Raw genomic sequence first — 24580 nt, forward strand, 5'->3', positions numbered from 1 at the left:
GCACCAGACGCCGCGGAGCCCGCCCTGCGGGCGGACGGCGCTACTTTCGCAACACGCCCTAGCCGGCGAACGCCTCGTAAAGGCTGAATCCCGCCAGAACCACCATCACGGCCGCCGCGATCTTCGTGATCAGCGCCAGCGGCACCCAGCGCATCAGCAGCCGGCCGCCGAAGATGCCGATCAGCGCGACCGACCACAGCGCGAGGACGGCCCCGAGGCCGACCGCGAGCGGCTCGTCGTAGCGGGCGGCGAGGTTCGCGGTCATGATCTGCGTGAGGTCACCGAACTCGGCGACCAGGATCAGCATGAAGCCGCTGCCCGCCACCTTCCAGAAGCTGTGGTCGGCCGGCTCGCGGACCTCCTCCTCGTCGTCGCCCTTCCTGAACAGCAGCACGGCCGCCCCCGCGAGGAAGAGCAGGCCGACCACCCCCTGGACCCAGCGGTGCGGGAGCAGGGTGAGGACGCTGCCGGCCGCGATGGCGAGAGCGACATGGAGGACGAACGCGGCGGCGACGCCGCAGAAGACGTACGAGGCGCGGTAGCGAGTGCCCAGGACCAGACCGGCGAGGGCGGTCTTGTCGGGCAGCTCGGCGAGGAAGACGACGCCGAAGGTGATGACGGCGACGGTGAGGCTGAACACGGGCTGGGATCCCCATCGGTCGGGCGGCCGCGCCGGACAGCCCGTGGGAACAGGGGTCGCTTCGGCACGGCAGCGTTGAACATACGTTGAACACTGCGGCCGAAGGTCTCGCTGGCGGATGCAGGACATCCGTCTCCGGGCGCCGGGTCGGAACCGATCATGAAGACGATCGGCCGACCAGTATGTCGACGTTCCGGCGAAGAGCTACTCCCCTTCTGCTGGTGTCATTCTACGTGGTCGGGCTGCCGGGTCAGCCGCCCCCGGGCCACCAGTTCCAGGACCACGGCGAGCGACACGGCCTGCACGGCCAGCAGCGCGACCAGCACGAAGAGCTGAACGGCCCCCGCCTTCACGGGAGAAGCGCCGCCGAGCAGCATCCCGACGAAGGCCCCGGGCAGGGTGACCAGACCCACAGTGCGGGTCTGGTCCAGCCCCGGGACCAGGGCGGTGGAGGCGGCGGGGCGGGCGATCTCCAGGCGGGCTTCGCGGTCGCCCAGCCCGAGCGCGAGGGCGGCCTCCACCTCGCCGTGCCGGGTGTGCAGTTCCTCCAGCGCCCGCCGCCCGCCCAGGACGGTGGCGGTGAGGGCCCCGCCGATGAGGATGCCGGAGACGGGGATGAGGGCGATGCCGTCGACCGGGACGAGCCCGGTGAGCACGAGGAGGGCGACGACGGGCAGCGCGCCCGCCGCGATGGGCACCGCGGCCCAGCGCCAGGACGGTCCGGGGGTGATACGGCGGCCCGCGGTACGACTGGCGACTGTATACATCAGGACAATGAAGGCGAGCAGCGCCGCCGGGTAGTGGACGACCCAGCCGATGACCAGGGAGACGGCCGCGAGCTGGACGGTGGCGCGCAGTCCGGCCGTCGCGATGGACCGGGCGTAGTTCTCACGGCCGTCGGACAGGTGGGCGTACGCGGCGACCGCCACGGCCGCCACCAGCAGCGCGGCGAGGACGACGCCGAGGGTGCGGTCCACCGGCAGCAACGTGGTGGAGGCCAGTCCGGCGGGGGCGGCGACGGGGACCGGCCCGGCGAGGGCCGGTCCGGCGGCAGGCCCGGGGGCCGGTCCGGCGGGCGCAAGGGCGGCGGCAAGGGCAGGGGCGGCGAGCGGGGGCACCCGGCCACCCTAGGGCGGCGACCGGAAAACCCGGGGCAACGGCCGGAATCGGTCGTGCGCAACCCCTCGACATGACGTGTTCATGTCGTCAATCTGTTACCTGCCGCTCGCCCCGAAGAAACGTTGCGGCGGCAGGATTTGCCTCGGCTTCACAGCCAACATTCCCCCACATCAAGGGAGTTCGCATGTCCCGTATGGGCAATGCTCTCACCCGGCGCGGAATCTACGCGCGTCGACGAATAGCCTTCATAGCCGCCTTCACCGGGCTCGTCGCCATGATCGGCCTCTTCGGCCCCGGCACCCAGGCACAGGCCGCGCTCCCCACGCCGGTCAGCGCCGCCACCGCCCGTACCTACCTCGCCGCGCTCGACGTCGCGACCGAGGTCAGGACCGGCTACGACCGCGACCTGTTCCCGACCTGGATCACCATCAGCGGAACCTGCAACACCCGCGAGTACGTGCTCAAGCGCGACGGTACCAACGTCGTCGTCAGCTCCGCGTGCGTCGCCACCAGCGGCAGCTGGTACTCGGTCTACGACGGCGCCACCTGGACCGCCGCCTCCGACCTCGACATCGACCACCTCGTCCCGCTCGCCGAGGCCTGGGACTCCGGGGCCCGCAACTGGACCACCGCCCAGCGCCAGGCCTTCGCCAACGACGTCACCCGCCCGCAGCTCATCGCGGTCACGGACAACGTCAACCAGTCCAAGAGCGACCAGGACCCGGCCGAGTGGATGCCCCCGCTCAGCAGCTACGCCTGCACCTACGTCCGTGCCTGGGTCCAGGTGAAGTACTACTACGACCTGTCGGTCGACACCGCCGAGAAGGCCAAGCTCACCTCCGTGCTCAGCGGCTGCTGAGCCGTTCCCCGGTTCGCTCCCCCCACACGAACTCCCTGCGGGAATCACCGCCTCCCCTCCGTCGACCGTAGTCTTGCGACTGTGACGGAGGGGAGGCACCGTACGTGACCGCAAGCCTGCGACTGGGCCCGCTGCTCAGATACACCGACCGGCACACCGCGACCGTGTGGATCGAGACCGACCGGCCCCGCGAGGCCGAGGTGATCTGCGACAGCGACGACCCCGCACACGACAAGCCCGGCACTCCCGGCACTCCCGGCACGCCCGGCGAAGACGGCCCCGACCGGGGCCCCGCCCGGGGCAGTGCCCGCACCTGGCAGATCGCCGGCCACCACTACGCCCTCGTCACCGTCACCGGACTGCGCCCCGGCACCAGCACCCCGTACCGCGTGCTCCTGGACGGGGAGCAGGTCTGGCCGCTGCCCGGCTCGCCGTTCCCGCCGAGCACCATCACCACGGCGGGCGACGACGACCAGGAACTGCGGGTGGCCTTCGGCTCCTGCCGCTGGGCCGCCCCGCCCTCCGACGGCCACGACCCGGTCGGCCCCGACGCGCTGGACACCCTCGCCCAGCAAGTGGCCGCCGGCACCCTCCCCCGCCCCGACGTACTGCTCCTGCTCGGTGACCAGGTCTACGCCGACGAGACCTCCGCCGCCACCCGCGCCTGGCTCGACCGGCGCCGCGACCTCACCGAGCCGCCCTGGGACCAGGTCGCCGACTACGAGGAATACGCCCACCTCTACTACGAGTCCTGGCTCGACCCGGAAATCCGCTGGCTGCTCTCCACCGTCCCCAGCTGCATGATCTTCGACGACCACGACGTGATCGACGACTGGAACACCTCCCACGCCTGGCGCCAGGACATCCGCCGCACCGCCTGGTGGCAGGAGCGCATCCTCAGCGGCCTCACCTCGTACTGGGTCCACCAGCACCTCGGCAACCTCTCCCCCGCCGAACTCGCCGACGACCCGCTGTTCGCCGCCGTACGGGCCACCGCGGACGGCACCGAGATCCTCCGCGCCTTCGCGGCCCGCGCCGACGACCAGCCCGCCTCCGTGCGCTGGAGCTACCGCCGCGACTTCGGCCGCACCCGGCTGGTCATGGTCGACTCCCGCGCCGCCCGGGTACTCGACGAGGACAACCGCGCCATGCTCGACCCCCGGGAACAGCGCTGGCTGCACCGCAACACCCGCCCCGACGGCAGCTTCGACCATCTCCTGGTCGGCACCTCGCTGCCCTGGCTGCTCCCGCACGCCGTGCACCACGCCGAGGAGTGGTCCGCCGCCCTCACCCGCGGCGTCCGCGGTCTGCGCTGGGTGCGCCGGGGCGAACGCCTGCGCCGGGCCGCCGACCTCGAACACTGGTCGGCCTTCCGCCACTCCTTCGACGCCCTCGCCGGCCTGCTCACCGACACCGCCACCGCGCCGGACGCGCCCGCCACCGTCTGCGTGCTCTCCGGCGACGTCCACCACGCCTACACCGCCGAGGTGGTCTCCACCACCCCCGCCCTGAACTCCCGGCTCCTCCAGCTCACCTGCTCCCCCATCCACAACCGGGTGCCCGCCTACATGCGGCTGGCGTTCCGCCTCGCCTGGAGCCGGTCCGGCCGTCTCATGGGCCGCGCCCTGGCCCGCCACGGCCGGGTCGCCCCCGCCCCCGTCAGCTGGAACAAGCTCGGCGGCCCCTGGTTCGGCAACCAGCTGATGACCCTCACCCTGCGCGGCCGCGCCGCCCACCTGCGTCTCGACCAGGCCCGCGGCGACGGATTCCGTACCGCCCTGGACACCGACCTCACCGACGGCTAGAGCGTGGATGCGGTGTTCGGCCCCGGGCCGGCCGGGGCCGGGGCCGAACACGTCGGCCGCCACTGTCAGGACGCGCACTCCGCGTACACGCTGAGCGTTACACCGTTCCCGCCGATATTGACCTGGACTTCCCATCCGTTTCCGATTCTCCGGCTGAACACGGTGGAGATAGTGGCCGTGGGATTGCTGACAACGTAACCCCCGCCTGTGACCAGCGTGCCGACCGGACACTGGATCGACGCGGTGGTGGGTGTGTTGTTAGGAGCGGGCACGGCGGCACTCTGTACCTGCTGCGTTATAGAGACGGCCCCGGTGGCCCCGGTCGGGCCCGTGGCTCCAACGGGGCCGGTCGCACCTGCGGCACCACTTTAAGTGACCCGTACGCCCCTGTTGACGGGCCACTCCACCGCCTCCATCGCGCGCCCCACGTCGAGTACCGGGCGCGCTCGACCACCGCCCCCGGGACGCCGGCCCACCGAGCCGAGCAGCACAGCCCGCCCCCCGGGGGGGAGCGTGTACGCCGAACCGGTAGGACATCTGCGGTCCGCGTGGTGGCGGTGCGGCGCCACGGCTCTCCAGCGCCGACGCGGCGACGCGCTGTCAGGAGCGGGCGCCTCTCGCGACCTCCGTGTCGAATGACTCGCGGCAGCCGATGGGCAGGGCACGCCCATGCGGGAGACTCGCAGCGGATGATCTTGAGTACGGGAACCGTGGTTCGTCAGTACCCCATCGTGCAACCATGCGGAAGGCCCAGGTCGATACCTCTCCGACCTGGGCCTTCGGCGTCTGCGGGGTGGGCGTGGACGGTTTCGAACCGCCGACATCCGCCTTGTAAGGGCGGCGCTCTACCGCTGAGCTACACGCCCGCTGAACGCGAGAGGAAACCTTACCCTGCCATACCCCCTGCTCAGCAAACCCATAGCGGCCCGCTCGCCGCCCGCACCCCCGGAGCGTGCCGCCGGACGGCCCGGCGAACCCTTACGGCCGGCGGGGGTTCTCGATCACCTGACCCGGGCGGCGACGGCCCGCGCACAGTCCAGGGACTCCGTGTGCGTGGTGTCCACCTCCAGGTCGTAGACCACGCCCCGGTGGACCATCTCCGCCTGAGACGCGGCCATCCCCTCGACCCGATTCCCCCGGGCGACCTCGCGGCCTGCGGCGACCGCACTTTCGCACCTGACGCCGACCCACAGCACGTCCAGTCCGCCAAGCGCCTTCTGCCACCGCTCCTGGGAGGTCGCTCCGCCGAGGAAGACGTCATCGACGATGATCCGGGCGCCCGCACGGGCCATCGCGGCGACCCCCTCCATCCATGCTGCTTCCAGCTCCCGGAACTCCGATCCGACATGCACACCGCCATCTGCGGCGAAGGCGATTCCCGCGTCCGGTGTCCGCATGGAAGCGGGCATCGCCTCGATCAGCGAGTCGACGGCGGCGGCAAGCCACGGATCCCGCAGTACCGCTTGCAGACACCGGACGATCCCGGACTTGCCCGAGCTGGACCCGCCGTTCAGCACGATCACCTGAGTTGTCACCAGGTCACCGTAGAGGCAGCCGCCACGGCGCCCGAAGCCTTTTTCGGCGGGCCCGCCCTGCTGCCACACCCCGGCGAACGATCACATCCAGCGGGCACGCTTCATAGCGAATGCTTCTGGCTGCCGGTCCTAGCAGGTCTCGGACTTCTGGATCCGTTGCGGGAATCGTGGACACCGACCCGAGAAGGCCCGACGAGAGGAATTACGTGATGTCGTACGACCCGAAGCAGACCGTCGCCGCCTACTACCGCGCCTGGAAGGAGAAGGACTTCGCCGCCTGCGCTCCGTGCTCGCCGACGACGCGCGCTTCCGGGGGCCGCTCGGCGAGGCCGACGGCGCCGACGAGTGCGTCAAGGGCATCGAGGGGGTGATAACTGCTACAAGTTGTCTATTCATTCATAGTCATCTCTAGTCGTGCATCTCACGTAGCTTGGTCTGGTGAAGCTTTCGGAGTGGGCGCGTCAGCAGGGCGTGAGCTACCAGACCGCCTGGCGGTGGGTGAAGGACGGGAAGATGCCCGTCCCGGTCCGCCAGGCGCCGTCAGGGACGTGGCTGGTCGACGAGACCGCTGTCCAGTCCTCAGGACGCGTGGTGGCGTACTGCCGCGTATCGTCGGCCGACCAGAAAGCCGACCTGGACCGGCAGGTGGCCCGGGTCGTGGCCGGTGCGAACCGGCGGGGCCTGGCCGTCGCGGAGGTCGTGACCGAGGTCGGATCAGGGCTGAACGGGCGTCGCCGCAAGCTGCACCGGCTTCTCGCTGACCCGGGTACGGCCGTGATCGTGGTCGAGCACCGTGACCGGCTGGCCCGGTTCGGTGTCGAGCACCTGGACGCCGTGCTGTCGGCGTCCGGCCGGCGCCTGGTCATCCTCGATCCCGCCGAGACCGCCGATGACCTGGTACGGGACATCACCGAGGTCCTGACCTGGATGTGTGCCCGCCTGTACGGGCAGCGGGCGGCGAAGAGCCGCGCCGCCCGCGCGATCGCCGCCGCGACCGGCGAGGCCGCCGAATGAAGAGGTTCCAGGCACAACCCGGTTGCGTGGTGCAGGCCTACCGTTTCGCCCTGGACCCGAACGCCGTCCAGGAGAGCGCGCTGCGTTCGCACTGCGGCGCCGCCAGGGCCGCATACAACTGGGCTGTGGGCTGGGTCGAGGCGTCGTGGTGGCAGCGCAAGGCCGAGGAGACGTACGGGATCGGCGAGGCGGATCTGACCGAGTGGCGGCCGTGGTCGCTCCCGTCGCTGCGGAAGGTGTTCAACGAGGCCAAGCACACCGACCCGCGGTTCTCCTCCTGGTGGGAGGAGAACTCCAAGGAGGCGTACAGCACCGGCCTGGCCAACGCCGCCGCCGCGTTCGACAACTACGCCAAGTCCAAGCAGGGCAAGCGCAAGGGCAAGCAGGCCGGGATGCCCCGCTTCAAGTCGAAGCGGAAGGCCCGCCTGTCCTGCCGGTTCACCACCGGCACGATCCGCGTCGAGACCGGCGGCCGTCATGTCACGCTGCCCCGCATGGGGACGATCCGCGTCCACGAGCCCACTGGCAAGCTCCTGCACCGCGTCCAGGCCGGGACCGCCCGCATCCTGTCCGCGACGGTCCGGCACGCACGAGGGCGCTGGTTCGTCTCGTTCCAGGTGGAGGTCAAGCGCGACCTCGTCCGCGTGACCCGCCCCGGTGTCGCGGTCGGCATCGACCTCGGCATCAAGACGCTCGCGGTCATGGCCGACAGCACCGGGGAAATCCGCCAGGTGCCCAACCCGCGCCACCTGAGCACCGCGCTCAAGCAGCTCCGCAAGACCTCCCGCATCGTCTCCCGCCGCCGGGGCCCGGACCGCCGCACCGGACAGAGGCCCTCCCGCAGGTGGGAGAAGGCCAACACTGCCCGCAACCGCGTGCACCACCGGGCCGCGAACCTCCGCGAAGACGCCCTGCACAAGCTCACCACCACGGTGACCGCCGAGTACGGCACCGTCGTCGTCGAAGACCTCAACGTCGCCGGCATGGTGAAGAACCGGCGCCTGGCCCGGCACATCGCCGACGCCGGGTTCGGTGAGATCCGCCGCCAGCTCGCCTACAAGACCCGCCGCAACGGCTGCCGCATCGTGGCCGCCGACCGGTGGTTCCCCTCCTCCAGGACCTGCTCCGGATGCGACGCCTGCGGCCTGGTCATCGACCGGGACGTCAACGCCGCACTCAACCTCGCCGCACTCGCGGCGGCCTGCATGACTGGTACCGGAGTGGCCGGAGACCAGGACACCGCCAAGGTGTCGAAGCCCCGTGGAGCCGACCGGAAGACCCGCACCACCCGCCCCCGCCGCAAGACGGGGACGGGGCGGGCAGCTGGCGCAACCCTGCTGCACCAGCGGCAGACAGAAACGGGAGACCGTCGTCAGGACACCGAAGCACTCACGCTTTGGTGACACCGTCACGGACCTTCCGGGCCGAAATGCCCGGAATGCTGAGAGCTGATGAGGCTCAAAGCAACGGCTCTCACGGATCGTCACCCGATGCCGATGTCGCCGTCCTGACGATGGTCGCCGACGGCCCCGACGTCCTGACCTGGTTCGAGCTCCACACCTCGGTCGCCGAGCCGGTCCTCACCTCGACCTGGGCCCAGGTCGAGGACGGCCGGATCACGCGGGTGCGGGCGGCGTTCGACCCGCGTCCGCTGCTGTAGGCGTGTGTCAGAGTGCCTCGGCGACCGCGGCGCGGTCGGGGGTCGCGACGGCCTGGACGGGGATGCTGACGGCGACCGTCACCGGGAGTGTGGTCGCCGCGGTGGTGACGTCGCGCTCGCGCTGGAAGACGTACATGGCCACCGAGCCGGAGGCGATGAGGGCCAGCAGGGAGAGCGCGGAGCCGAGCCAGGTGGCGCCGAGCCACTGGCCGCCGAGGTAGCCCAGACCGACGCTGTAGACGGCCCAGGTCAGACCGGCCAGGGCGGACCAGGGCAGGAACTCCTTGGCGCGACGGTGGGCGGCGCCGGCGCTCAGCGAGACGACGGAGCGGCCGGCGGGCGCGAAGCGGGCGAGCACCACGAGGGCGCCGCCGCCGTGGGCCAGGACGGCGCCGAGCTTCTCCTGCGCGGTGGACAGCCGCCGGGACTGGGCGACGCGGTGGTCGAGCCAGTCTCCGCCGCGCCAGGCGAGGCGGTAGGCGGCGATGTCACCGAGCAGTGAGGCGCTGGCCGCGCAGGCCAGGAGGATGGCGATGTCGAGGAGTTCGCCGCCCGCGGTGGCGGACCCCGCCGTGGCGGCGGAGATCAGCAGGACGCCGCTGGGGAGGACCGGCACGAAGACGTCGAGCACGATCGACAGGGCGACCAACGGGTAGATCCACGGGCCGTGGAGCAAGGAGCCCAGTCCTTCGAGCACTGTGCCTCCTCGACCGGCATGGCGCACGGCGCCCGCTGGGTGTGAGGCTGTCCGCGCGGGAAGCGGATCATTCCTCCACTTCCTGCCGTACAGCGTACGCTACCGATGGTTCGGCGGGCCGCCGGGTAGGGCGTGACGTTTTACTCATGTTGGGACGCCTGAGCGAGGAATAAAGGTTGAGAGGCCGCCGGAAGGCGGCGGAACAGCGCGGACGGCACCGCTCCGCCGCCCCTCCGCCACCCCTCCGGCGGCACCGCCGAGGTACGCCCCTGCCTTCGGGCGGCCCGGCGTACGTCAGCGGCGCCTCACGCCGCGCTCGGCTCCGTCGCGGGCGCGCGCCGAGCCCGCGCGACGCCGATCAGGCCGTCCAGCGCCCAGGCACCGGGTCCGGTGACGACGATCAGCAGGAAGGCCCAGGCGTAGACGGCCGCGAGCTCGCCGCCGTTCCGGATCGGCCACAGGGCGGCCTTCTGGTGCACGTCGAAGTACGCGTACGCCATCGACCCGGAGGCGACGAGGGCGGCGGCGCGGGTGCCCAGGCCGAGCAGCACCAGACCGCCGGCGGCGAGCTGGATGACGGCGGCGTACCAGCCGGGCCAGGTGCCGGCCGCGACGGTGCCGCCGCCCATGGCACCGCCGAGGACCCCGAAGAGCGAGGCGGCGCCGTGGCAGGCGAAGAGCAGTCCGATGACGACCCGGAACAGCCCGAGGACATGGGGCCTGGACGCTTCGGGGAAGCCGGAAATGGGCATGCGGAACTCCTTCGGTCAGGTGCGGGACAAACCGATACCCGTCGACCCCAGGGAGCCCTTACGAGATCCTGCAACTTTCAAGCATCAGTCTCGGCCATCAGACACACACCCGTAATAGCCGCGCCGGCCACCGTGCGCAGCACGGCCCGCGCCACCGCGTCGGTGTCGGCCAGGGTGACCGAGTTCACGCCGGGACGGGCGCCGGCGGCGGTCACCCAGTGCACGCCCTCCGTCGGCACACCGACGGCGAAACGTCGCGGATGCGCCCGGCCCGCCCGGTCCAGCAACCGGTAGGGGCGGCCGGTGACGTCCAGGCCCCCGGTCTCGTAACCGCCGATCCGGTGCGGGCGGCAGTCCCCGGCGGCGAGCAGTCCGGCGAGCAGCGGATCGGCGGTCCGGCGCAGGTCGGGCTCCGGCAGCCGGGCCTCGACCAGGGCCGTCACCTGCTCCCGCGACCCCGGAACGTCGGGCGAATACGCGGTGAAGCAGGCACCGGGCCCGGCCTCGACCGCCAGCCGGGGTCCCAGGATCTCCACCACCCCCGCCTCGATCAGCGCGACCAGCTCCTCGATACGGCTGCGGGGCGGCCCGATCGACAGAAAGGCGTTGAGCGGGGTGTACCAGCGGTCGAGATGGTCGCGGTGCGAGTCGCCGGACAGTCCGGCGTGGTCGACGACCTGGCGCAGCTCGTTGCGCAGGTCCCGCAGTACGTCCAGGGCGGCCTTGAGCGGGCCTGCCACATTGCCGAGCCTGGCCTGTTCGGCGTCCTGCCGCAGATGGGCCAGGAGCCAGGTCCGGAAGGTCTCCCGGCACGCGAAGCCGGTGTCGCGGTGCGGGCGGGCCAGCCGCGTCCAGTCCCAGCGGACGGTGGGCGGTATCGCGAACTCGGCCAGTACGGCGGTCTCTTCGGGACTGCCGTGCGGGGTGCGCAGATAGCGCTCCTGGAAGCGGCCGGCCGGCCCGGGACCACGGTCGGCGGCCAGCAGCGCCACGTAGTAGACCGTCTCCGCCTCCTTGGCGACCAGCGGCCACACGTCCTGGAGGAAGTCCGGGCAGTCCTCGGCGTCGCCCGACTCGGCGCGCCCGCGCAGCCCTTCGATGACGTCGGGGGTCAGCAGCAGCGGATGGTGGCGGCCGTGCGCGCCCTTCTCGTTGTCGCCGCGCGCGTGGTACGGGACGCCGCGCCGCGACCCGGCCAGGATGCGCGGCTCCCGGCCGGAGGGCGTGTAGGTCAGCCGGTCGCCGCGGTGGTGGAAGCCGCCGCCGCGGCCGGTGGTCAGCAGCGCCACGTGGTCGAAGAAGTTGAGGCCCAGACCGCGCAGCAGCACCGCCTCGCCGGGACGGAGGGCGGTGAGGTCCAGGTCGGCGGGGTTGGCGGGCGGGACGTAGCGCAGCCCGTCGGCGGCGGCGTGGCGGGCCAGCCGCCGCTGCTGGGGCGTGGGGGTCGCCGGAAGGTGACCCTGGGCGAGGACGACCGCGTCCAGGCCGCCCAGCGCCAGGCCGTTGTCCAGGACGAGCCGCTGGCGTCCGGCCCGCCCGGCGCCGTCGGGCCCGCCGGTGCCGTCGTCCGTCAGGCGGGTCGCCCGTGCCCGGTGGACGGTGACCCTGACCGCGTCCGGGGCCGAGCGCAGGGCACGGCGGAACACCCACTCCAGGTAGTGCCCGTAGAAGGCGCGGCTCGGGTAGTCGTCCGGGCCCAGGGCCGCCGCCTCGGCGCGCACCCGGTCGTCGTACGCGTCACCGGCGCTGCCGGAGCGGGCGAGGGCGGCCGCCCAGGCGTACAGGCTGGGCCCGGGACGTATCGGGCCCTCGCACTCCACGCTCTCGTCGGTGAACAGGGTCACCTGCGAGGCCACCGTGTTCATCAGCAGCTCCGCCGGCTGCGCGGTGCGCCACACCCGCCCGGGGCCCGGCGGGGCGGGGTCGACGACATGCACCGTGAGGTGCGCGCCGGGCGCCAGCGTGCCGGGGGCCGAGGCGCAGACCCGCTCCAGCACACTCGTGCCGCGCGGGCCCGCGCCGACGATGGCTATGGCATGACGCGGCTGTGCTGCGGCTCCGGACACGGTGGGGGTCTCCCGGGGGCAGATGCGGCTGCGGGACGGCTCGTGCGCCGAACATCATCCCGTGCGCGGGACGGATGTCCACGCATGGCCCGGAATATCGCCCTTCGTTGTGGGCCGGATCACGTCGCGTCGGTACGCGTCTCCTCGCTCCTGGCGGGGCCGGTCGTGGCGGTCGGGCCGCCCGGGTCGGACAGGGGGTGGGTGGTGCCGGCGTCGGTGCCGGTGTCGGTGCCGGGTGCGGCTGACCTGGGCCATTGTCATGCCGGGCCGGAATGGATCCGCCCCGGCGGACGCCAAACCTCGGCAAAGGAAAAGCATGCTCATCCCTTTGAGTGAGTTCGTCCGCATGGGTGCGTTGGGTAGCCCCGCTGTGGGCGAATCGCGGACGGTCAGCCGTCGCGAACGCCGAAAGGCAGCAAAAGCAATGGGGAGGACAGCCCATGACGGTTGAGTCGGGTATCGCACCGGAGTCCGGGCAGCGGGAAGAAGCACAACAGCAGAGTCTGAGCACGGCCGCCGCGCGGAATCTCGCGACGACGACCAAGTCCGCGCCGCAGATGCAGGGAATCAGCTCGCGGTGGCTGCTGAAGATTCTTCCCTGGGTCCAGGCCACGGGCGGCGCGTACCGGGTCAACAGGCGGCTGACGTACACCGTCGGCGACGGCCGGGTGGAATTCATCCAGACCGGCGCCGAGGTGCGGGTGATTCCGGCGGAGCTGGGCGAACTGCCCCTGCTGCGCGGCTTCGACGACCAGCCCGTACTGAGCGCGCTGGCGGACCGTTTCACACAGAGCGAATTCGCCCCGGGCGAAGTGATCGTGGAGGAGGGCCGGCCGGCCGACCAGGTGTTCCTGATCGCGCACGGCAAGGTGAACCAACTCGCCACCGGCAAGTACGAGGGCCAGGCCGTCGTCGGTGTGCTCGCCGACGGCGACCACTTCGGCGACGAGTCGCTGACCGCACCGGACGGCACCTGGGCGTACACCGCCAAGGCCGCGACCGCCGTGACCGCGCTGGTACTCCCCCGGCACGCCTTCCAGAACGTGGCCGACCGCTCGCAGACCCTGCGGGAACAGGTCGAACAGTTCATCGCCGACGGCGGCCACGCCCGCGACAAGTACGGCCAGGCCGAGATCGCGCTGTCCGCCGGCCACGAGGGCGAGGCCCAACTGCCCGGCACCTTCGTGGACTACGAACTCTCCCCGCGCGAATACGAGTTGAGCGCGGCCCAGACCGTACTGCGGGTCCACAGCAGGGTCGCCGACCTCTACAACCACCCGATGAACCAGATCGAGCAGCAGCTCAAACTCACCGTCGAGGCGCTGCGCGAACGCCAGGAACACGAACTCATCAACAGCCGGGACTTCGGTCTGCTGCACAACGCGGACTACACCCAGCGGATCAACACGCATTCCGGGCCGCCGACCCCCGACGACCTGGACGAGCTGATCACCCGGCGCCGGGACGCGCGCTTCCTGCTGGCGCACCCCCGGACCATCGCGGCGATCGGCCGGGAACTCAACAGCCGGGGCCTGTATCCCGATCACATCGATCTGCACGGCGACCGCGTTCCGGCCTGGCGCGGAATTCCCCTGCTGCCGTGCAACAAGATTCCCATCACGAAGGAGAACACGAGCTCGGTCATCGTCCTGCGGACCGGGGAGGACAACCAGGGTGTGATCGGCCTGCACCAGACGGGAATTCCCGACGAGTACGAGCCGGGGCTCTCGGTGCGTTTCATGGGCATCAACGACAAGGCGATCATCTCGTATCTCGTGAGCGCCTACTACTCCGCCGCCGTGCTGGTGCCCGACGCGCTCGGTGTACTGGAGAACGTGGAGATCGGCCGCCGCTGACCCTGGGGATACCCCCACCACGGCCCCGGGGGCGGCCCGGATTCCGGGCCGCCCCCGGGCTTCGTAGCGTCATGGGTACGTTCCGCACCCTGCCCGCGACGCCCGTGGAGGCGATCCCGTTGAGCACAACCAGCCGCCGTCTGATCCTCGCCACGGCCGGGGCGGTGCTCGTGCTCGGCACGGCCACCGCCTGCGCCGACTCCTCCGACGACACCAAGCCGGACAAGCACGCCTTCGCGCTCACCGGCGAACGTCTCACCATCGACGCCGCCGACACCAAGGTGGTGGTCAGGCCGGCCGACGTGAAGGACGTACGGGTCACCCGCTGGATCGACGCCTGGACGGTCCTCGGCAGCACCCCCAAGGCGACCTGGTCGATGACCGGACACACGCTCAAACTGCGGATGAAGTGCTCCGGGACGATGGCGAACTGCTCGGTCCGCCACGAGGTGCTGGTGCCGCGCGGCGTGGCCGTGACCGTGACCAACGGCGACGGCAGGGTCGAGGCGAGCGGCTTCGACACCGCGCTCACGGTCTCCACCGGTGACGGCTCCGTCGTCGTCCACGACGTCAGCGGCGCCCTCGACCTCTCCAGCGACGACGGCAAGGTCGAGGCCACCGGCGTCACTTCGCGCGAGGTGACCGCGCGCTCCGGCGACGGCTCCGTCCGGCTGCGCTTCGCCACGGTCCCGGACCGGGTCTCCGCCACCACGCAGGACGGCAAGGTCACCGTCCAGCTCCCCGACGGGCACTACCGCGTGTCGGCGACGTCGGGCGACGGCAAGGTGTCGGTCACGGTGCCGCGCGACTCCGCGAGCGACCACCGGGTCGCCGCCCGCTCCGACGACGGCTCGGTGACGGTCCAGGGCCTGCAGTAGCACCGGTCCCGCCGCGCCGACGCCGGGGCCGGGGCCGACGCCCGGGCCGACGCCGACGCCGGGGCCCGCGCTAGCGGGGCTGTACGGTCCGGCCGCACACGGCCCGGGTCGCCTCGGCACGGGCCGCGTTGGGGCGTTCGCTGGCCTCGATGAAGGCCCGTGCCTCCGCCTCCGTACGGCCGCCCGCGACATGGCGGGCGAGCAGCCGCGCCTCGCGCACCTCGGCCGGGGCCTCCACGAACCACAGCTCGTCCAGGAGGTCACGCACCCCGTCCCAGCCGGGTGCGTCGTCGGCCAGGTAGTTGCCCTCGGTGACCACGAGCCGGACCTCGGGGAGGACGACGATGCCGCCCGCCACCGGTTCGTCCAGGTCACGGCGGAAGTCCGGGGCGTAGACCGGACGGCCGTGCCAGGTGCGCAGCCGCCCCAGGAGATGGACATAGCCGTCCACGTCGAAGGTCTGCGGGGCGCCCTTGCGGCCGCGCAGGCCCAGCCGGTCCAGCTGGGCGTTGGCCAGGTGGAAGCCGTCCATGGGCACATGGGCCGCCGTGCCCGCGCCCAGGCGGGCGTTGACGCCGTCGACCAGGGCGCGGGCCAGCGTCGACTTCCCGGCGGCCGGCGCACCCGCCAGCCCGAGCAGGAACCGTCTGGCTGGCATGCTGGGCACGAGGGCTACGGCGTCATCGACGAACATGCCGCCACCTTAGGAGGAGATGTCTTGCACGAGACCAAGAACCCCCCGCTCACGCCCGAGCTGTACGAGTACGTCCTCAGGAGCAATCCGCCGCTCGACCCCGTGCAGCGCGAACTGGTCGAGATCACCCACGCCCGGCTCGGCGACGACGCCGGCATGCAGACCGCCGAGGAACAGGGCCCGTTGCTGGCGTTCCTGGTGCGGCTGCTCGGCGCGCGCCGCATCGTCGAGGTCGGTACCTTCACCGGCTTCTCCACCCTGTCGATGGCCCAGGCGCTGCCCGCCGACGGCAGCATCATCGCCTGCGACCTCTCCGAGGAGTGGACCGACTACGGCCGCCGGGCCTGGGCCAAGGCAGGTGTCGACGACCGCGTCGACCTGCGGATCGGCCCGGCCCTGGACACGCTGCGGGCGCTGCCCGCCGACCCGGTGATCGACTTCGCGTTCCTCGACGCCGACAAGGAGAACTACGTCAACTACTGGGAGGAGCTGGTCCCCCGGATGCGCCCCGGCGGCGTCATCGCGGCCGACAACACCCTGCTGCACGGCCGCGTCCTGGATCCCGTACCCCGTGGCGGCGCCGCCGGCATCCTGGCCTTCAACACCCACGTCCAGGCCGACGACCGCGTCGAGGCGGTTCTGCTGACCGTGGCCGATGGGCTCACGCTGGCGCGCAGGCGTCCGTAAGCTGGGCCCATGCCCCGTTACGAGTACCGATGCCGCTCCTGCGGCAGCACCTTCGAGCTGAACCGGCCGATGGCCGAGTCCTCCGCCCCGGCCGCCTGCCCCGCCGGGCACGACGACACCGTGAAGCTGCTGTCGACCGTCGCCGTCGGCGGCACGGCGGCCGCCCCGCGCCAGGCCTCCGGCGGCGGGGGCGGCGGCGGTTGCTGCGGGGGAGGCTGCTGCGGCTAGCCGCGGCTAGTGGTGGGCGGCCCGTTCCTCACGGATGCCGGCGACGACCCGGGCCGCCGTCTCGCGTACGGCCGCGGTCTCGGTGAGGAAGTGCCAGTAGTCGGGGTGGCGGCCCTCCAGCCCGGCCACGGCGCGGTCCAGCCGGGCCACGGCGTCGTCGAGGGGGCGGGCGTGACGCGGCTCGGGTGTCGAGCGGCCCTGCATGGCGAGCCGCTGCGCGTCGCGGATGGCGAACCTGGTCTTCTCGATCTCGGCGTTCGGGTCCTTGCTGACCTCGTTGAGCCGACGCAGCCGGTCCCCCGCCGCCGACACCGCCCCGTCCAGGTCGTCCAGCAGCGCCCGTACCGTGGTCAGCCGTGACGTCGCGTCCGGCCAGCGCTGCTCGTCCCGGGCCTTCGCCGCCTCCGCGAGCTTCGCCTCGGCCTGCGGGACCACCCGGGCCGCCTGGGCCGGCACCTGCTGCAGGTCCTCCCAGCACGCCAGGCTGAACCGCCGGCGCAGCTCGCTCAGGATCGGGTCCACGCCCTCCGCCCGGGTCGCCAGCGCCTGCGTACGGGTACGCAGCGACACCAGCCGCTTGTCGATCTCCCGGGCCCGCTCCGGCAGCCGCTCCGCCTCCGCCCGGATCGCCTCGGCGGCCCGCAGTACCTCGTCCGCCCGCTGGATCGTCGCCTGCACCCCATGGGTGCCCGCGCCCTGGTTCAGCTTGGTCAGCTCCGGGCCCAGCGCCGCCAGCCGCGCCGCCAGGTCGTCCGCCCGCAGGCCGGAGGCCCGTACGCCGTCCAGCGCGGTGCTCGCCGCCCGCAGCGCCTGCCGGGCCCGCTCCACGGCGGGCGCCAGCCGCGCCAGCTGCGTCTCCGCCGTGCTCAGCAACGGGCCCAGGCTCTGCCCGAACCGGTCCAGGTCGGCCTTGACCCGCACCAGATCGTCCCTGGCCTTCGTCAGCTCCGCCCGCGCCCGCGAGGCCGCCGCCGCTTCCAGCTCGTCCCGGTCCAGGTCATGGGCGTCCACCGCCGCGATGTACGCCCCGCTGACCTGGTCGATGCGCTCCCCCAGCGCCCGGAAGTCCGCGCGTACCCGCTGAGCCGCCGGGGAGTTGTCCACAGCCGTGATCGTCTCTATCGAGATCACCAGATCCCGCTGCGCCGTGTCCAGCTCGTAGAACGCCTCCGCGGCGGCGTCCTTCGCGGCCTGCGCGTCGGCCCGCAGGGTGTCCTCCCCGCGCCGCCACCACGAGCGTGCCGTCGTCACAGTCGCTCTCTCTCCCACCGCTCGGCTTGCGATCCCGGTCCAGTCTCCCACCCCCCGAAGACGAATACACCGCCCCGTCCGGTTGCCACGGATCGCGGACAGGCCGCCGGGACCCGGCGCGGGGGCCACCGGCTCAGGCGGCCGCGGCCACCATCCGCCGGAGGATCTCCTCGCCGGCCGCGACACCGGCCACGGTCAGCGACTCGACGTGGGGCGCGGCCCACCCCGTGTCGAAGAGCTCGCCGTGGCCGGGGCGCCAGCCGGCGTCGGCCGCGAGGAGCAGGTCGGCGTCGAGGAGGGAGTCGCCGGCCGCGTAGACCCGGTGGGCGCCGGTGCGGCGGGCGACCTCGGCGAGGGCGGCGCTCTTGCTGAGCGGCTTGGGCACGGCGTAGATCTTGCGGCCCTGCATGGAGACGGTCCAGCCGCGTTCCTCGGCCCAGCCGGCGAGTTCCTTGACCCAGCCCTCGGGCACCAGGGACCGTTCGACGACCAGGTAGACGAAGAGCTCCTCCGCGACCCGCTCCTTGCGCAGCCACTCGGGGTCGGCGGTGGCGGCGAGGTGGTCGCGGACCTCCGCGAGCGGCGCGGAGCCGTCGGCGAGCCGGCGCCGCATCTCGGTGTTCCAGTCGTGGTCGGTGTGGCCCTTGACCAGGATGTGGCCGCCGTTGGCGCAGATCGCGAAGCGCGGGATGGGCCCGGGGAGGTTGATCCGCCGGTACTGCTTGCGCGTGCGCGTCGTCGCGGGCACGAACTCCGCGGCGGCCGCGAGTTCCTGGATGAGCCCGGCGGCGGTCTCGGTCATGAACGACAGCGGGCGGGCCTCGTTGACCTCGATGCACAGCAGCCGGGGCGCGTACTCGTCGGGCATGGTCAGGGCCAGCGCCGAGGGCGAGTAGATGAGGGTGCGGTCGAGGTCGCTGGCGAACAGCTTGCGGGTCACGGTGCTGCTCACTTGGCCGCAACCGCCTTTCCATCGGTGCCGGTCGCGCCCCGGGTGAAGCGCGGGTGGATCAGTCCGACGCAGGAGTACGGCAGGCCGTCGACTTCCTCCACCGGGACGCCTCGCTGCTCGGCGAGCAGCCGTACGTGGTCCAGGTCGGCGCCGGCGCCGCGCTGGGCGAGGATCTTCCAGGGCACGCGGCGCAGCAGCACCCGCGTGGTCTCGCCGACGCCCGGCTTGACGAGGTTGACGTCGCCGATGCCGTACTCCTCGCTGATCCGTTCCACCGCCGCCCAGCCCTCCCAGGTCGGTGAACGATCGGCGGCCTGAAGGGCCTTGACGTCGTACGCGACCTGGTCGCCGACCTCGGCGAAGCGCGCCTCGACAGCGTCGAGGAAGAGCCCGGAGACGTCGGCGCCGGCCAGTTCGCGGTAGAACTTCGCGCCGTGGAAGTCGTCCGGGCCGGTCAGGTCGGCGCGCAGCACGGTGCGCGAGATCAGCCCGGACACGGTGGAGTTGAGGCAGGCGGAGGGGATCAGGAAGTCGTCCCGGGTGCCGTAGGTGCGTACGCAGCCGCCCGGGTCGGCCAGTACCGCGATCTCCGGGTCGAAGCCTCCGTACGGCTTGACGGCCTCGGCCAGTTCGCGGGTGATGGCGCCCTTGCCGGTCCAGCCGTCGACGAACACGGCCTGCGCGGGGTCGTGGTGCTCGGCCAGCCAGCGCAGGGCTGTGGTGTCGATGCCCCGGCCGCGCACGATCGAGACGGCGTAGTGGGGCAGTTCCAGGCCGTGCGCGTGCCGTGCCCAGCGGCGCATCAGCACGCCGACCGGGGTGCCGGCCCGGGCCAGGGACACCAGTACGGCGTCCGGGCCGCGTTCGGCGAGCACCAGTTCCGTCACCGCGCCGACGGCCCGCGCCATCCGGGCGGCCGACGTGTCGAGCGCCGCCCGGAAGAGGGCCTGGTACTCGGGGCTGGGCTGGTACTCCACCGGCAGCGACTCGGCGTAGTGCGCGCCCCCGCTCTGGATGGCCTCCTCGCGCTCCTCGGTCGGCGCCTCCAGCTCCACGTCGGAGAGGTCCTTCAGCAGCCAGCCGACCTCCTCCGGCGCGTACGAGGAGAAGGCCGGCCCGCGCAGGGGCTCGGGCAGCCGGCTTGGCCGGCTGGGGACGTACGAAGGCACCACGGCGAGCAGCAGCCTTTCTGTGTGTTCGGCGAGCCGCGCGAGCAGCCCGCCGGGTCCGTGCAGGGCGGGGGTGTCCCCCACCGAGTCCACGACGGCGACGATCGCGTCGAAGCGGCCGCCCGCGACGTTGTAGGCGTAGCGCTCGCCGTCGCCGTCGGCCGGACGGTCGTGATCGGGAAAAACGATACGGGTTCGTATCGCATAGCCGGGATCGTCCACGGCGAGGACGGGTGATCGCGTGGTCGTGGAGAACCGGACCTCGGCCGCTCCGTCGAGGGCGTCGTCCAGGGCCTGCGCGAGCCGCAGCGGGGCGTACATCAGCTCCTCGTTGCCCAGGACGAGGACGCGGCCGCCTCGGGCCCCGGCGGGAAGCGCGTCGGCGAGACGGGCCGCCATGCCGGGCAGGGCCGCTTCGAGGCGGGCGCGGTGCGCGGGGGTGAAGCCGTGGCGGCCGCCGTCCGGCAGCCGGTCGGGCCAGCCGAGGCCGACGCGGCTGACGGGGCCGGCGGGGTCGAGAGGGCCGGCGGGGTCGAGAGGGCCGACGGGGTCGAGAGGGCTGACGGGGCTGACGGGGCCGGACGTCGTCGCCGGGCGCGGTCCGGAGGGTCGCCCGGGAAGGGGCGGGGTGGTGGCGGGGGCGGTGGGCGCCGCCTCGTGCTCGGCCACCAGTTGCCGGCCCCGCTCCAGTACGCCTTCCGGCAGAGCGACCGTCCCGGACGCCAGCGCGATCAGGTCCACCCGGGCCCCGAGGCCGGCCGTGAACGCGTCGAGCCGGTCCCGGTCCGCCGCGGAGCGCATGTCGACCAGGGCGACGACCACGTACCGGTCGCGCGGGTACGTGCGGTGCAGGTCCGTGATCGTGTTGAGCACGGTGTTGCCGGTCGAGAACTCGTCGTCGACCAGCACCAGCGGCCCGTCGCCGGCCAGCAGCGCGGGGTCCTCGGGCAGCAGCAGGTGGGAGGTGGCGTGGCTGTGCTCCTCCTCGAAGCCGCCGACGGCGGTGACTCCGGCCACCGGCCGCCGCGTGGAGTGCAGGTAGGGCGCGAGGGCGAGCCCGTCGGCGACGGCGTGGCCGAGGCCGGTGGCGGTCTCCGCGTAGCCCAGGACGACGGCCCGGGCGGCGTCGGCGTCGCCCAGCAGGGCGCGCACCCGGCGGCCCAGGCCGTACCCGGCCCCGTGGACGACGGCGGGGCGCTGCGGCACATGCTTGCCCAGCACGTTGGACACCAGCAGGTGGGCCCGCTTGGGGTTACGGCGCAGGGCGAGGCCGAGCAGCCCGGTCGGGCCGGTCAGGCCGTCGCCGTGCACTTCGAGGCCGAGGCGGTCGGCGACCCACTGCCCGGACCAGATGTCCGTGTTCGCCATGCGGTGGTGGTTCCGTTCTGTCGTCACGCCGGCACGCACGCCGCGAGAAGCTCCACGAAGCCGATCTCCTCCCGGGCGACACCGAAGACCTCGGCTCGCCGCAGGGTGCGTTCGGCCCAGGCCCGGTGGGGCTTCACCTCGTTCATCTTGTTGGTGTACGCCGATCTCAGCACGCCGCCGCCGCTGCGGTCCTCGTGAAGGATGTCGACGGCGTCGCTCCACTCCTCGTGGGAGACGACGCTCAGCGCGTGCACGGGCAGGACGTGCGAGGGGTGGATGCAGGTCTTGCCCTGGAGTCCGTTGGTCCGGTCGAGCTCGATCTCGCGCAGCAGCCCGTCCATGTCGTGCTGGATCAGGGACTGCCGCAGGCCGACCGCCTCGGGCACGAAGGGGCTGTGCCGCAGCAGCGGCTTGAACATCCGCTCGGAGTGCTTGAAGTACTCCCACACGGGCCCGGTCACGGTGAAGCCGGTGCCGTCGGCCCGCCCGAGGACGTTGATCACGTCGGCGATGGCCGAGGCGACGATACGCACGTCGTAGGCGGTCATGTCGGGCGAGCGGCGCAGCCCGTACGCGGAGCAGAAGTCGGTGACGCCGAGCCGCAGGGCCAGCACGCGCTCGCGGTACTTGTCGACGGTGCGGGCGATCCCGTACAGGGTCTCGGTCCGGGTCTCCAGGTGCAGCAGCTGCGGGGACTCCAGCACCGGCATGGCGAAGAGCCGGCGCCCGCAGGCGGCCTCGGCGGCGGCGAGGGCCTCCAGGAAGGGGACGCCGGTCTCCTCGGTGAACTTGGGGAGGACGAAGCCGGACAGCAGCTGTACGTGCTCGCCGAGGCGCCGCACCAGGTCGGTGATCTGGCCGGGGGTGCGGACCCGGACGAAGAGCAGCGGAAGGCCGTCCTGGCCGATCCCGCCCTCCTGGCCCGCCCGCGCGGCGAGGACCGCGAACTGCCGGACGAGGTTCTCCTCGGCGCCCTCGACCTCGCGGTCGTCGATGGAGTCCTCCAGGCACAGCACCATGGAGACGACGCCGCGCCCGGCCTGCTTGACGACGTCGTCGGCGAGCTGCTGACGGGTGGCGGGACTGTACAGGGTGGCGCCGAGAGCCACGGAGAGGGTGCGGGTGGGCGAGTCGGAGGTGAACTCCTGCGGTTCGCGGTGGAACAGGTCGTTCCGTACCCCTGGCGCGAGGTGCCCGAAGTGACGCATGCATATCCCCGTGGTGAGTGGATGGAAAGGTGACGGGCAGCGTCCCCCGACGCCATCTGGCCGATTATCGTACGTGTCGGTATACAACCTGAGCTCCTGCCCGCGTGAAAATCAGGTAACCCCCTCGCGTCCTCGGCGTGTCATAGCGGACTGGATCCTGTAGACACTCGGCCGAATCCTGTAGACAATCCGCCGGATCCTGTAGACACCCCCGGCCGCGTTGTGGGCGGGGCGCCCGAAAGGGCAGGATGACGGACATGACGCACGCGATGGTGAAAGGCTCGAACATCCCCCTGGAAACATCAGGGGTGCGCGCGGTGCTCCGCTGGAGCCCCGGTGCCGGCGTGCCCGATGTCGACGCCTCGGCGCTGCTGCTCGGCCCGGACGGCCGGGTGCGCTCCGACGCGGACTTCGTCTTCTACAACCAGCCCCGGCACCCCTCGGGCATGGTCCGCCATCTGCCCAAGCAGTCCGTGGCCGAAGGGCTGACGGACACCGTCGAGGTGGACCTCGGCGCTCTCGGCCCGGATGTCGACCGGGTGGCGATCTGCGCCTCCGCCGACGACAGCCCGTTCGGGCTCGTCTCCGACCTGCGGCTGACGCTCTACGGCACCGACGGAACCGAGCCGCTGGCCGTCTTCGACGTGGTGCCGGACACCGGCAGCGAGTCGGCGCTGATCTGCGGGGAGCTGTACCGGCGCGGCGAGGCGTGGAAGTTCCGCGCGCTGGGACAGGGCTATGTCGACGGGCTGGTCGGCCTGGCCACGGAGTTCGGCATCTCGGTGGACGAGGACGGCACCGCCGGCCCGGCGCCGGACGCCCCCGCGCCCGCACCCGACCTGGAGCCCACGTCCGTCCCGCAGCCCCTGCCGGCCGCCGCGGCCCTGCCCGAGCCGGACGGCTATCCGCTGCCGGCGCCGACCCAGCCGCACATCCAGGCCCCGACCGAGCCGTATGTCCCGGTCCCGACCCAGGCGCCCACCCAGCCCTATGTCGCGCCCGCCTACGGCTACCCGCCCACCTCCGCGCCGGCCGTCCCGGCCACCGCGCCCGCGTACGGCTATCCCCAGCCGCCCGCCGCCACCGCGCCGGCGTACGGATACCCGCAGCCGCCCGCCACCGCACCGGCGTACGGCTATCCCCAGCAGTCCCACCCGACCCACCAGTCACCGGCCACCGTCCCGGCCTACGGCTATCCGCAACAGCCGGCCCCGGTCTCGCAGCCGCCCGCCTCACCGACCGCCTTCACACTCCCGCCGCAGGGCCCCCAGTTCCAGCAGGGCCGCTGAGCCTGCCCGGTCAGCGAGCCTGCCCGGTGCGCAAGCCTGCCCGGTCGGCGAGCCTGCCCGGTCAGCGCACCGGGGTGGACTTGTAGCCCCGGCCCCACTGCAGGCCCCAGCCGTAGAGCCGGTCCAGTTCGGCCTGGAAGCCGTACACGTACTTGACCTCGCGCTTGACCATCAGCTCGCCCTTCCGGTTCTCGATCAGCACGACCGCGCAGGAGCGGGCCTGCGGCTCGCGCTCGCTCAGCGGGATCTCGATCCGGGGGCCCGAGGTCGGGAAGATCTCGACCTTGGCGTGGGTGCGGTCGAAGGCGGGCGTGCCGTCGTAGATGTAGACGAAGACGAGCAGCCGCTTGAACTCGTCCCGCTTGTCGAAGTTGATGTAGAGGGTCTCGCCGGAGGAGCCGCCGAAGCGGTCGTCCCCGCTCATCTGGATGTACGGGGGCAGGTCGAGGTCGCCGAGGAAGTTGCCGAGCGGCTGGACGACGCCCTTGGTGCCGTCGGCCAGTTCGTACATGCACGCCAGGTCGAGGTCGACGTTGACCATGGCGGGGCCGGCGGCCTGGACGGGCTCGGGCTTGAACAGCTGGAGCTGGCGGCTGAGCCAGGAGCCGCGGCGCTTGTCCCAGGCACCGGTGTCGGAGGTCCGCATCGACCAGGACAGGTTGATCCGGAGGTTTCCGGAGGCGGCGCCCTGCTTGGTCAGGGACACGACGGGATGCCGCCGGGTCAGCTCGACGGTGTGTGCGTTGGCGACATCGAACTGCGAGGCACCGCTGGGCCGCAGGAAGCCCGGGAACTGCCACATGAAGTACTCACCCTCCCCTGGACGCGAACCGCCCCCTGCCGGTCGGCAGGG

22 protein-coding genes and 1 tRNA gene are annotated in these 24580 nt (G+C 72.3%); 10 read left to right on the plus strand and 13 right to left on the minus strand.

Going from position 1 to position 24580, the window contains the following annotated elements:
* Positions 1 to 58 precede the first annotated feature (58 nt).
* Together RWE79_RS12315 and RWE79_RS12320 are read right to left on the minus strand one after the other, a co-directional pair.
* Complete coding sequence (locus tag RWE79_RS12315) at positions 59 to 640, minus strand: TMEM165/GDT1 family protein (protein WP_475940104.1); 582 nt, start codon at positions 638 to 640, stop codon at positions 59 to 61.
* A gap of 224 nt (positions 641 to 864) precedes the next feature.
* Positions 865 to 1641 carry an ABC transporter permease gene (locus RWE79_RS12320; RefSeq protein WP_475945769.1) on the minus strand — a complete coding sequence of 259 codons (777 nt, stop codon included), beginning with the start codon at positions 1639 to 1641 and terminating at the stop codon, positions 865 to 867.
* A 302-nt stretch (positions 1642 to 1943) separates the two neighbouring features.
* Here RWE79_RS12320 and RWE79_RS12325 point away from each other — a divergent pair, with 302 nt between their 5' ends.
* Together RWE79_RS12325 and RWE79_RS12330 are read left to right on the plus strand one after the other, a co-directional pair.
* Positions 1944 to 2618 carry an HNH endonuclease family protein gene (locus tag RWE79_RS12325; RefSeq protein ID WP_475940105.1) on the plus strand — a complete coding sequence of 225 codons (675 nt, stop codon included), beginning with the start codon at positions 1944 to 1946 and terminating at the stop codon, positions 2616 to 2618.
* A 104-nt stretch (positions 2619 to 2722) separates the two neighbouring features.
* Positions 2723 to 4423 (plus strand): alkaline phosphatase D family protein, encoded by a 1701-nt coding sequence (locus RWE79_RS12330; RefSeq protein WP_475940106.1) that lies wholly within the window; start codon positions 2723 to 2725, stop codon positions 4421 to 4423.
* 794 nt (positions 4424 to 5217) lie between these two features.
* On the opposite strand, the gene RWE79_RS12335 is transcribed toward RWE79_RS12330, so the two are convergent.
* Together RWE79_RS12335 and cpt are read right to left on the minus strand one after the other, a co-directional pair.
* Positions 5218 to 5289, minus strand: a tRNA-Val gene (locus RWE79_RS12335).
* Positions 5290 to 5424: 135 nt separating this feature from the next.
* Complete coding sequence (gene cpt, locus RWE79_RS12340; protein ID WP_475940107.1) at positions 5425 to 5958, minus strand: chloramphenicol phosphotransferase CPT; 534 nt, start codon at positions 5956 to 5958, stop codon at positions 5425 to 5427.
* 438 nt (positions 5959 to 6396) lie between these two features.
* Between cpt and RWE79_RS12345 the strand changes: the two genes are divergently transcribed.
* Genes RWE79_RS12345 through RWE79_RS12355 form a run of 3 tightly spaced genes read left to right on the plus strand, consistent with a single transcriptional unit; the run spans position 6397 to position 8632 of the window.
* Positions 6397 to 6972 (plus strand): IS607 family transposase, encoded by a 576-nt coding sequence (locus RWE79_RS12345; RefSeq protein ID WP_475940108.1) that lies wholly within the window; start codon positions 6397 to 6399, stop codon positions 6970 to 6972.
* Between the two features lie 26 nt (positions 6973 to 6998).
* A complete protein-coding gene (tnpB, locus tag RWE79_RS12350) occupies positions 6999 to 8375 on the plus strand; it encodes an IS607 family element RNA-guided endonuclease TnpB (RefSeq protein ID WP_475940109.1) in 1377 nt (458 codons plus the stop codon).
* A 35-nt stretch (positions 8376 to 8410) separates the two neighbouring features.
* Positions 8411 to 8632: a hypothetical protein gene (locus RWE79_RS12355; protein WP_475940110.1), complete on the plus strand. Its 222-nt coding sequence runs from the start codon at positions 8411 to 8413 to the stop codon at positions 8630 to 8632.
* A gap of 7 nt (positions 8633 to 8639) precedes the next feature.
* Here the strand turns inward: RWE79_RS12355 and RWE79_RS12360 are convergent, their stop codons facing one another.
* From RWE79_RS12360 to RWE79_RS12370, 3 genes are all read right to left on the minus strand, one after another.
* A complete protein-coding gene (locus RWE79_RS12360) occupies positions 8640 to 9329 on the minus strand; it encodes a DedA family protein (RefSeq protein WP_475940111.1) in 690 nt (229 codons plus the stop codon).
* A gap of 305 nt (positions 9330 to 9634) precedes the next feature.
* Complete coding sequence (locus RWE79_RS12365) at positions 9635 to 10081, minus strand: DoxX family protein (RefSeq protein WP_475940112.1); 447 nt, start codon at positions 10079 to 10081, stop codon at positions 9635 to 9637.
* A 77-nt stretch (positions 10082 to 10158) separates the two neighbouring features.
* Complete coding sequence (locus tag RWE79_RS12370) at positions 10159 to 12147, minus strand: FAD/NAD(P)-binding protein (protein WP_475940113.1); 1989 nt, start codon at positions 12145 to 12147, stop codon at positions 10159 to 10161.
* 440 nt (positions 12148 to 12587) lie between these two features.
* Between RWE79_RS12370 and RWE79_RS12375 the strand changes: the two genes are divergently transcribed.
* Together RWE79_RS12375 and RWE79_RS12380 are read left to right on the plus strand one after the other, a co-directional pair.
* On the plus strand, positions 12588 to 14003 hold the full coding sequence (locus RWE79_RS12375) for a family 2B encapsulin nanocompartment shell protein (RefSeq protein WP_475940114.1): 1416 nt from the start codon (positions 12588 to 12590) through the stop codon (positions 14001 to 14003).
* Positions 14004 to 14074: 71 nt separating this feature from the next.
* Positions 14075 to 14881, plus strand: a complete 807-nt coding sequence (locus RWE79_RS12380) for a DUF4097 family beta strand repeat-containing protein (RefSeq protein WP_475940115.1) — start codon at positions 14075 to 14077, stop codon at positions 14879 to 14881.
* Between the two features lie 70 nt (positions 14882 to 14951).
* On the opposite strand, the gene RWE79_RS12385 is transcribed toward RWE79_RS12380, so the two are convergent.
* A complete protein-coding gene (locus tag RWE79_RS12385) occupies positions 14952 to 15575 on the minus strand; it encodes a nucleoside/nucleotide kinase family protein (protein ID WP_475940116.1) in 624 nt (207 codons plus the stop codon).
* Between the two features lie 24 nt (positions 15576 to 15599).
* Between RWE79_RS12385 and RWE79_RS12390 the strand changes: the two genes are divergently transcribed.
* Positions 15600 to 16262, plus strand: a complete 663-nt coding sequence (locus RWE79_RS12390) for an O-methyltransferase (protein WP_475940117.1) — start codon at positions 15600 to 15602, stop codon at positions 16260 to 16262.
* Between the two features lie 9 nt (positions 16263 to 16271).
* Positions 16272 to 16490: an FmdB family zinc ribbon protein gene (locus RWE79_RS12395; RefSeq protein ID WP_475940118.1), complete on the plus strand. Its 219-nt coding sequence runs from the start codon at positions 16272 to 16274 to the stop codon at positions 16488 to 16490.
* 6 nt (positions 16491 to 16496) lie between these two features.
* Here the strand turns inward: RWE79_RS12395 and RWE79_RS12400 are convergent, their stop codons facing one another.
* The 4 genes from RWE79_RS12400 to RWE79_RS12415 all read right to left on the minus strand — a co-directional run bounded on the left by RWE79_RS12400 (position 16497) and on the right by RWE79_RS12415 (position 22438).
* Positions 16497 to 17741, minus strand: a complete 1245-nt coding sequence (locus tag RWE79_RS12400) for a hypothetical protein (protein WP_475940119.1) — start codon at positions 17739 to 17741, stop codon at positions 16497 to 16499.
* 133 nt (positions 17742 to 17874) lie between these two features.
* Positions 17875 to 18693: an HAD family hydrolase gene (locus RWE79_RS12405; RefSeq protein ID WP_475940120.1), complete on the minus strand. Its 819-nt coding sequence runs from the start codon at positions 18691 to 18693 to the stop codon at positions 17875 to 17877.
* Positions 18690 to 21230, minus strand: coding sequence for a phosphoribosyltransferase (locus RWE79_RS12410; protein WP_475940121.1), 2541 nt, complete (start codon positions 21228 to 21230; stop codon positions 18690 to 18692). The genes RWE79_RS12405 and RWE79_RS12410 overlap by 4 nt, the downstream gene beginning before the upstream one ends.
* A gap of 23 nt (positions 21231 to 21253) precedes the next feature.
* A complete protein-coding gene (locus RWE79_RS12415; protein WP_475940122.1) occupies positions 21254 to 22438 on the minus strand; it encodes an HpcH/HpaI aldolase/citrate lyase family protein in 1185 nt (394 codons plus the stop codon).
* 257 nt (positions 22439 to 22695) lie between these two features.
* Between RWE79_RS12415 and RWE79_RS12420 the strand changes: the two genes are divergently transcribed.
* Entirely contained in the window at positions 22696 to 23727 is a 1032-nt protein-coding gene (locus RWE79_RS12420; RefSeq protein ID WP_475940123.1) for a TerD family protein, read from the plus strand.
* 61 nt (positions 23728 to 23788) lie between these two features.
* Here the strand turns inward: RWE79_RS12420 and RWE79_RS12425 are convergent, their stop codons facing one another.
* Positions 23789 to 24529: a TerD family protein gene (locus RWE79_RS12425; RefSeq protein WP_475940124.1), complete on the minus strand. Its 741-nt coding sequence runs from the start codon at positions 24527 to 24529 to the stop codon at positions 23789 to 23791.
* Positions 24530 to 24580: the final 51 nt, after the last annotated feature.

This window comes from Streptomyces sp. RLA131, from assembly GCF_056270125.1.

Excerpts from the sequence above, each read along its gene's own strand:
- RWE79_RS12385 (WP_475940116.1), bottom strand. The coding sequence starts at position 15,575 with ATGTTCGTCGATGACGCCGTAGCCCTCGTGCCCAGCATGCCAGCCAGA.
- RWE79_RS12420 (WP_475940123.1), top strand. The coding sequence starts at position 22,696 with ATGACGCACGCGATGGTGAAAGGCTCGAACATCCCCCTGGAAACATCA.
- RWE79_RS12425 (WP_475940124.1), bottom strand. The coding sequence starts at position 24,529 with ATGTGGCAGTTCCCGGGCTTCCTGCGGCCCAGCGGTGCCTCGCAGTTC.
- RWE79_RS12375 (WP_475940114.1), top strand. The coding sequence starts at position 12,588 with ATGACGGTTGAGTCGGGTATCGCACCGGAGTCCGGGCAGCGGGAAGAA.
- RWE79_RS12355 (WP_475940110.1), top strand. The coding sequence starts at position 8,411 with ATGCTGAGAGCTGATGAGGCTCAAAGCAACGGCTCTCACGGATCGTCA.
- RWE79_RS12380 (WP_475940115.1), top strand. The coding sequence starts at position 14,075 with ATGGGTACGTTCCGCACCCTGCCCGCGACGCCCGTGGAGGCGATCCCG.
- RWE79_RS12410 (WP_475940121.1), bottom strand. The coding sequence starts at position 21,230 with ATGGCGAACACGGACATCTGGTCCGGGCAGTGGGTCGCCGACCGCCTC.
- RWE79_RS12395 (WP_475940118.1), top strand. The coding sequence starts at position 16,272 with ATGCCCCGTTACGAGTACCGATGCCGCTCCTGCGGCAGCACCTTCGAG.
- RWE79_RS12365 (WP_475940112.1), bottom strand. The coding sequence starts at position 10,081 with ATGCCCATTTCCGGCTTCCCCGAAGCGTCCAGGCCCCATGTCCTCGGG.
- RWE79_RS12415 (WP_475940122.1), bottom strand. The coding sequence starts at position 22,438 with ATGCGTCACTTCGGGCACCTCGCGCCAGGGGTACGGAACGACCTGTTC.
- RWE79_RS12325 (WP_475940105.1), top strand. The coding sequence starts at position 1,944 with ATGTCCCGTATGGGCAATGCTCTCACCCGGCGCGGAATCTACGCGCGT.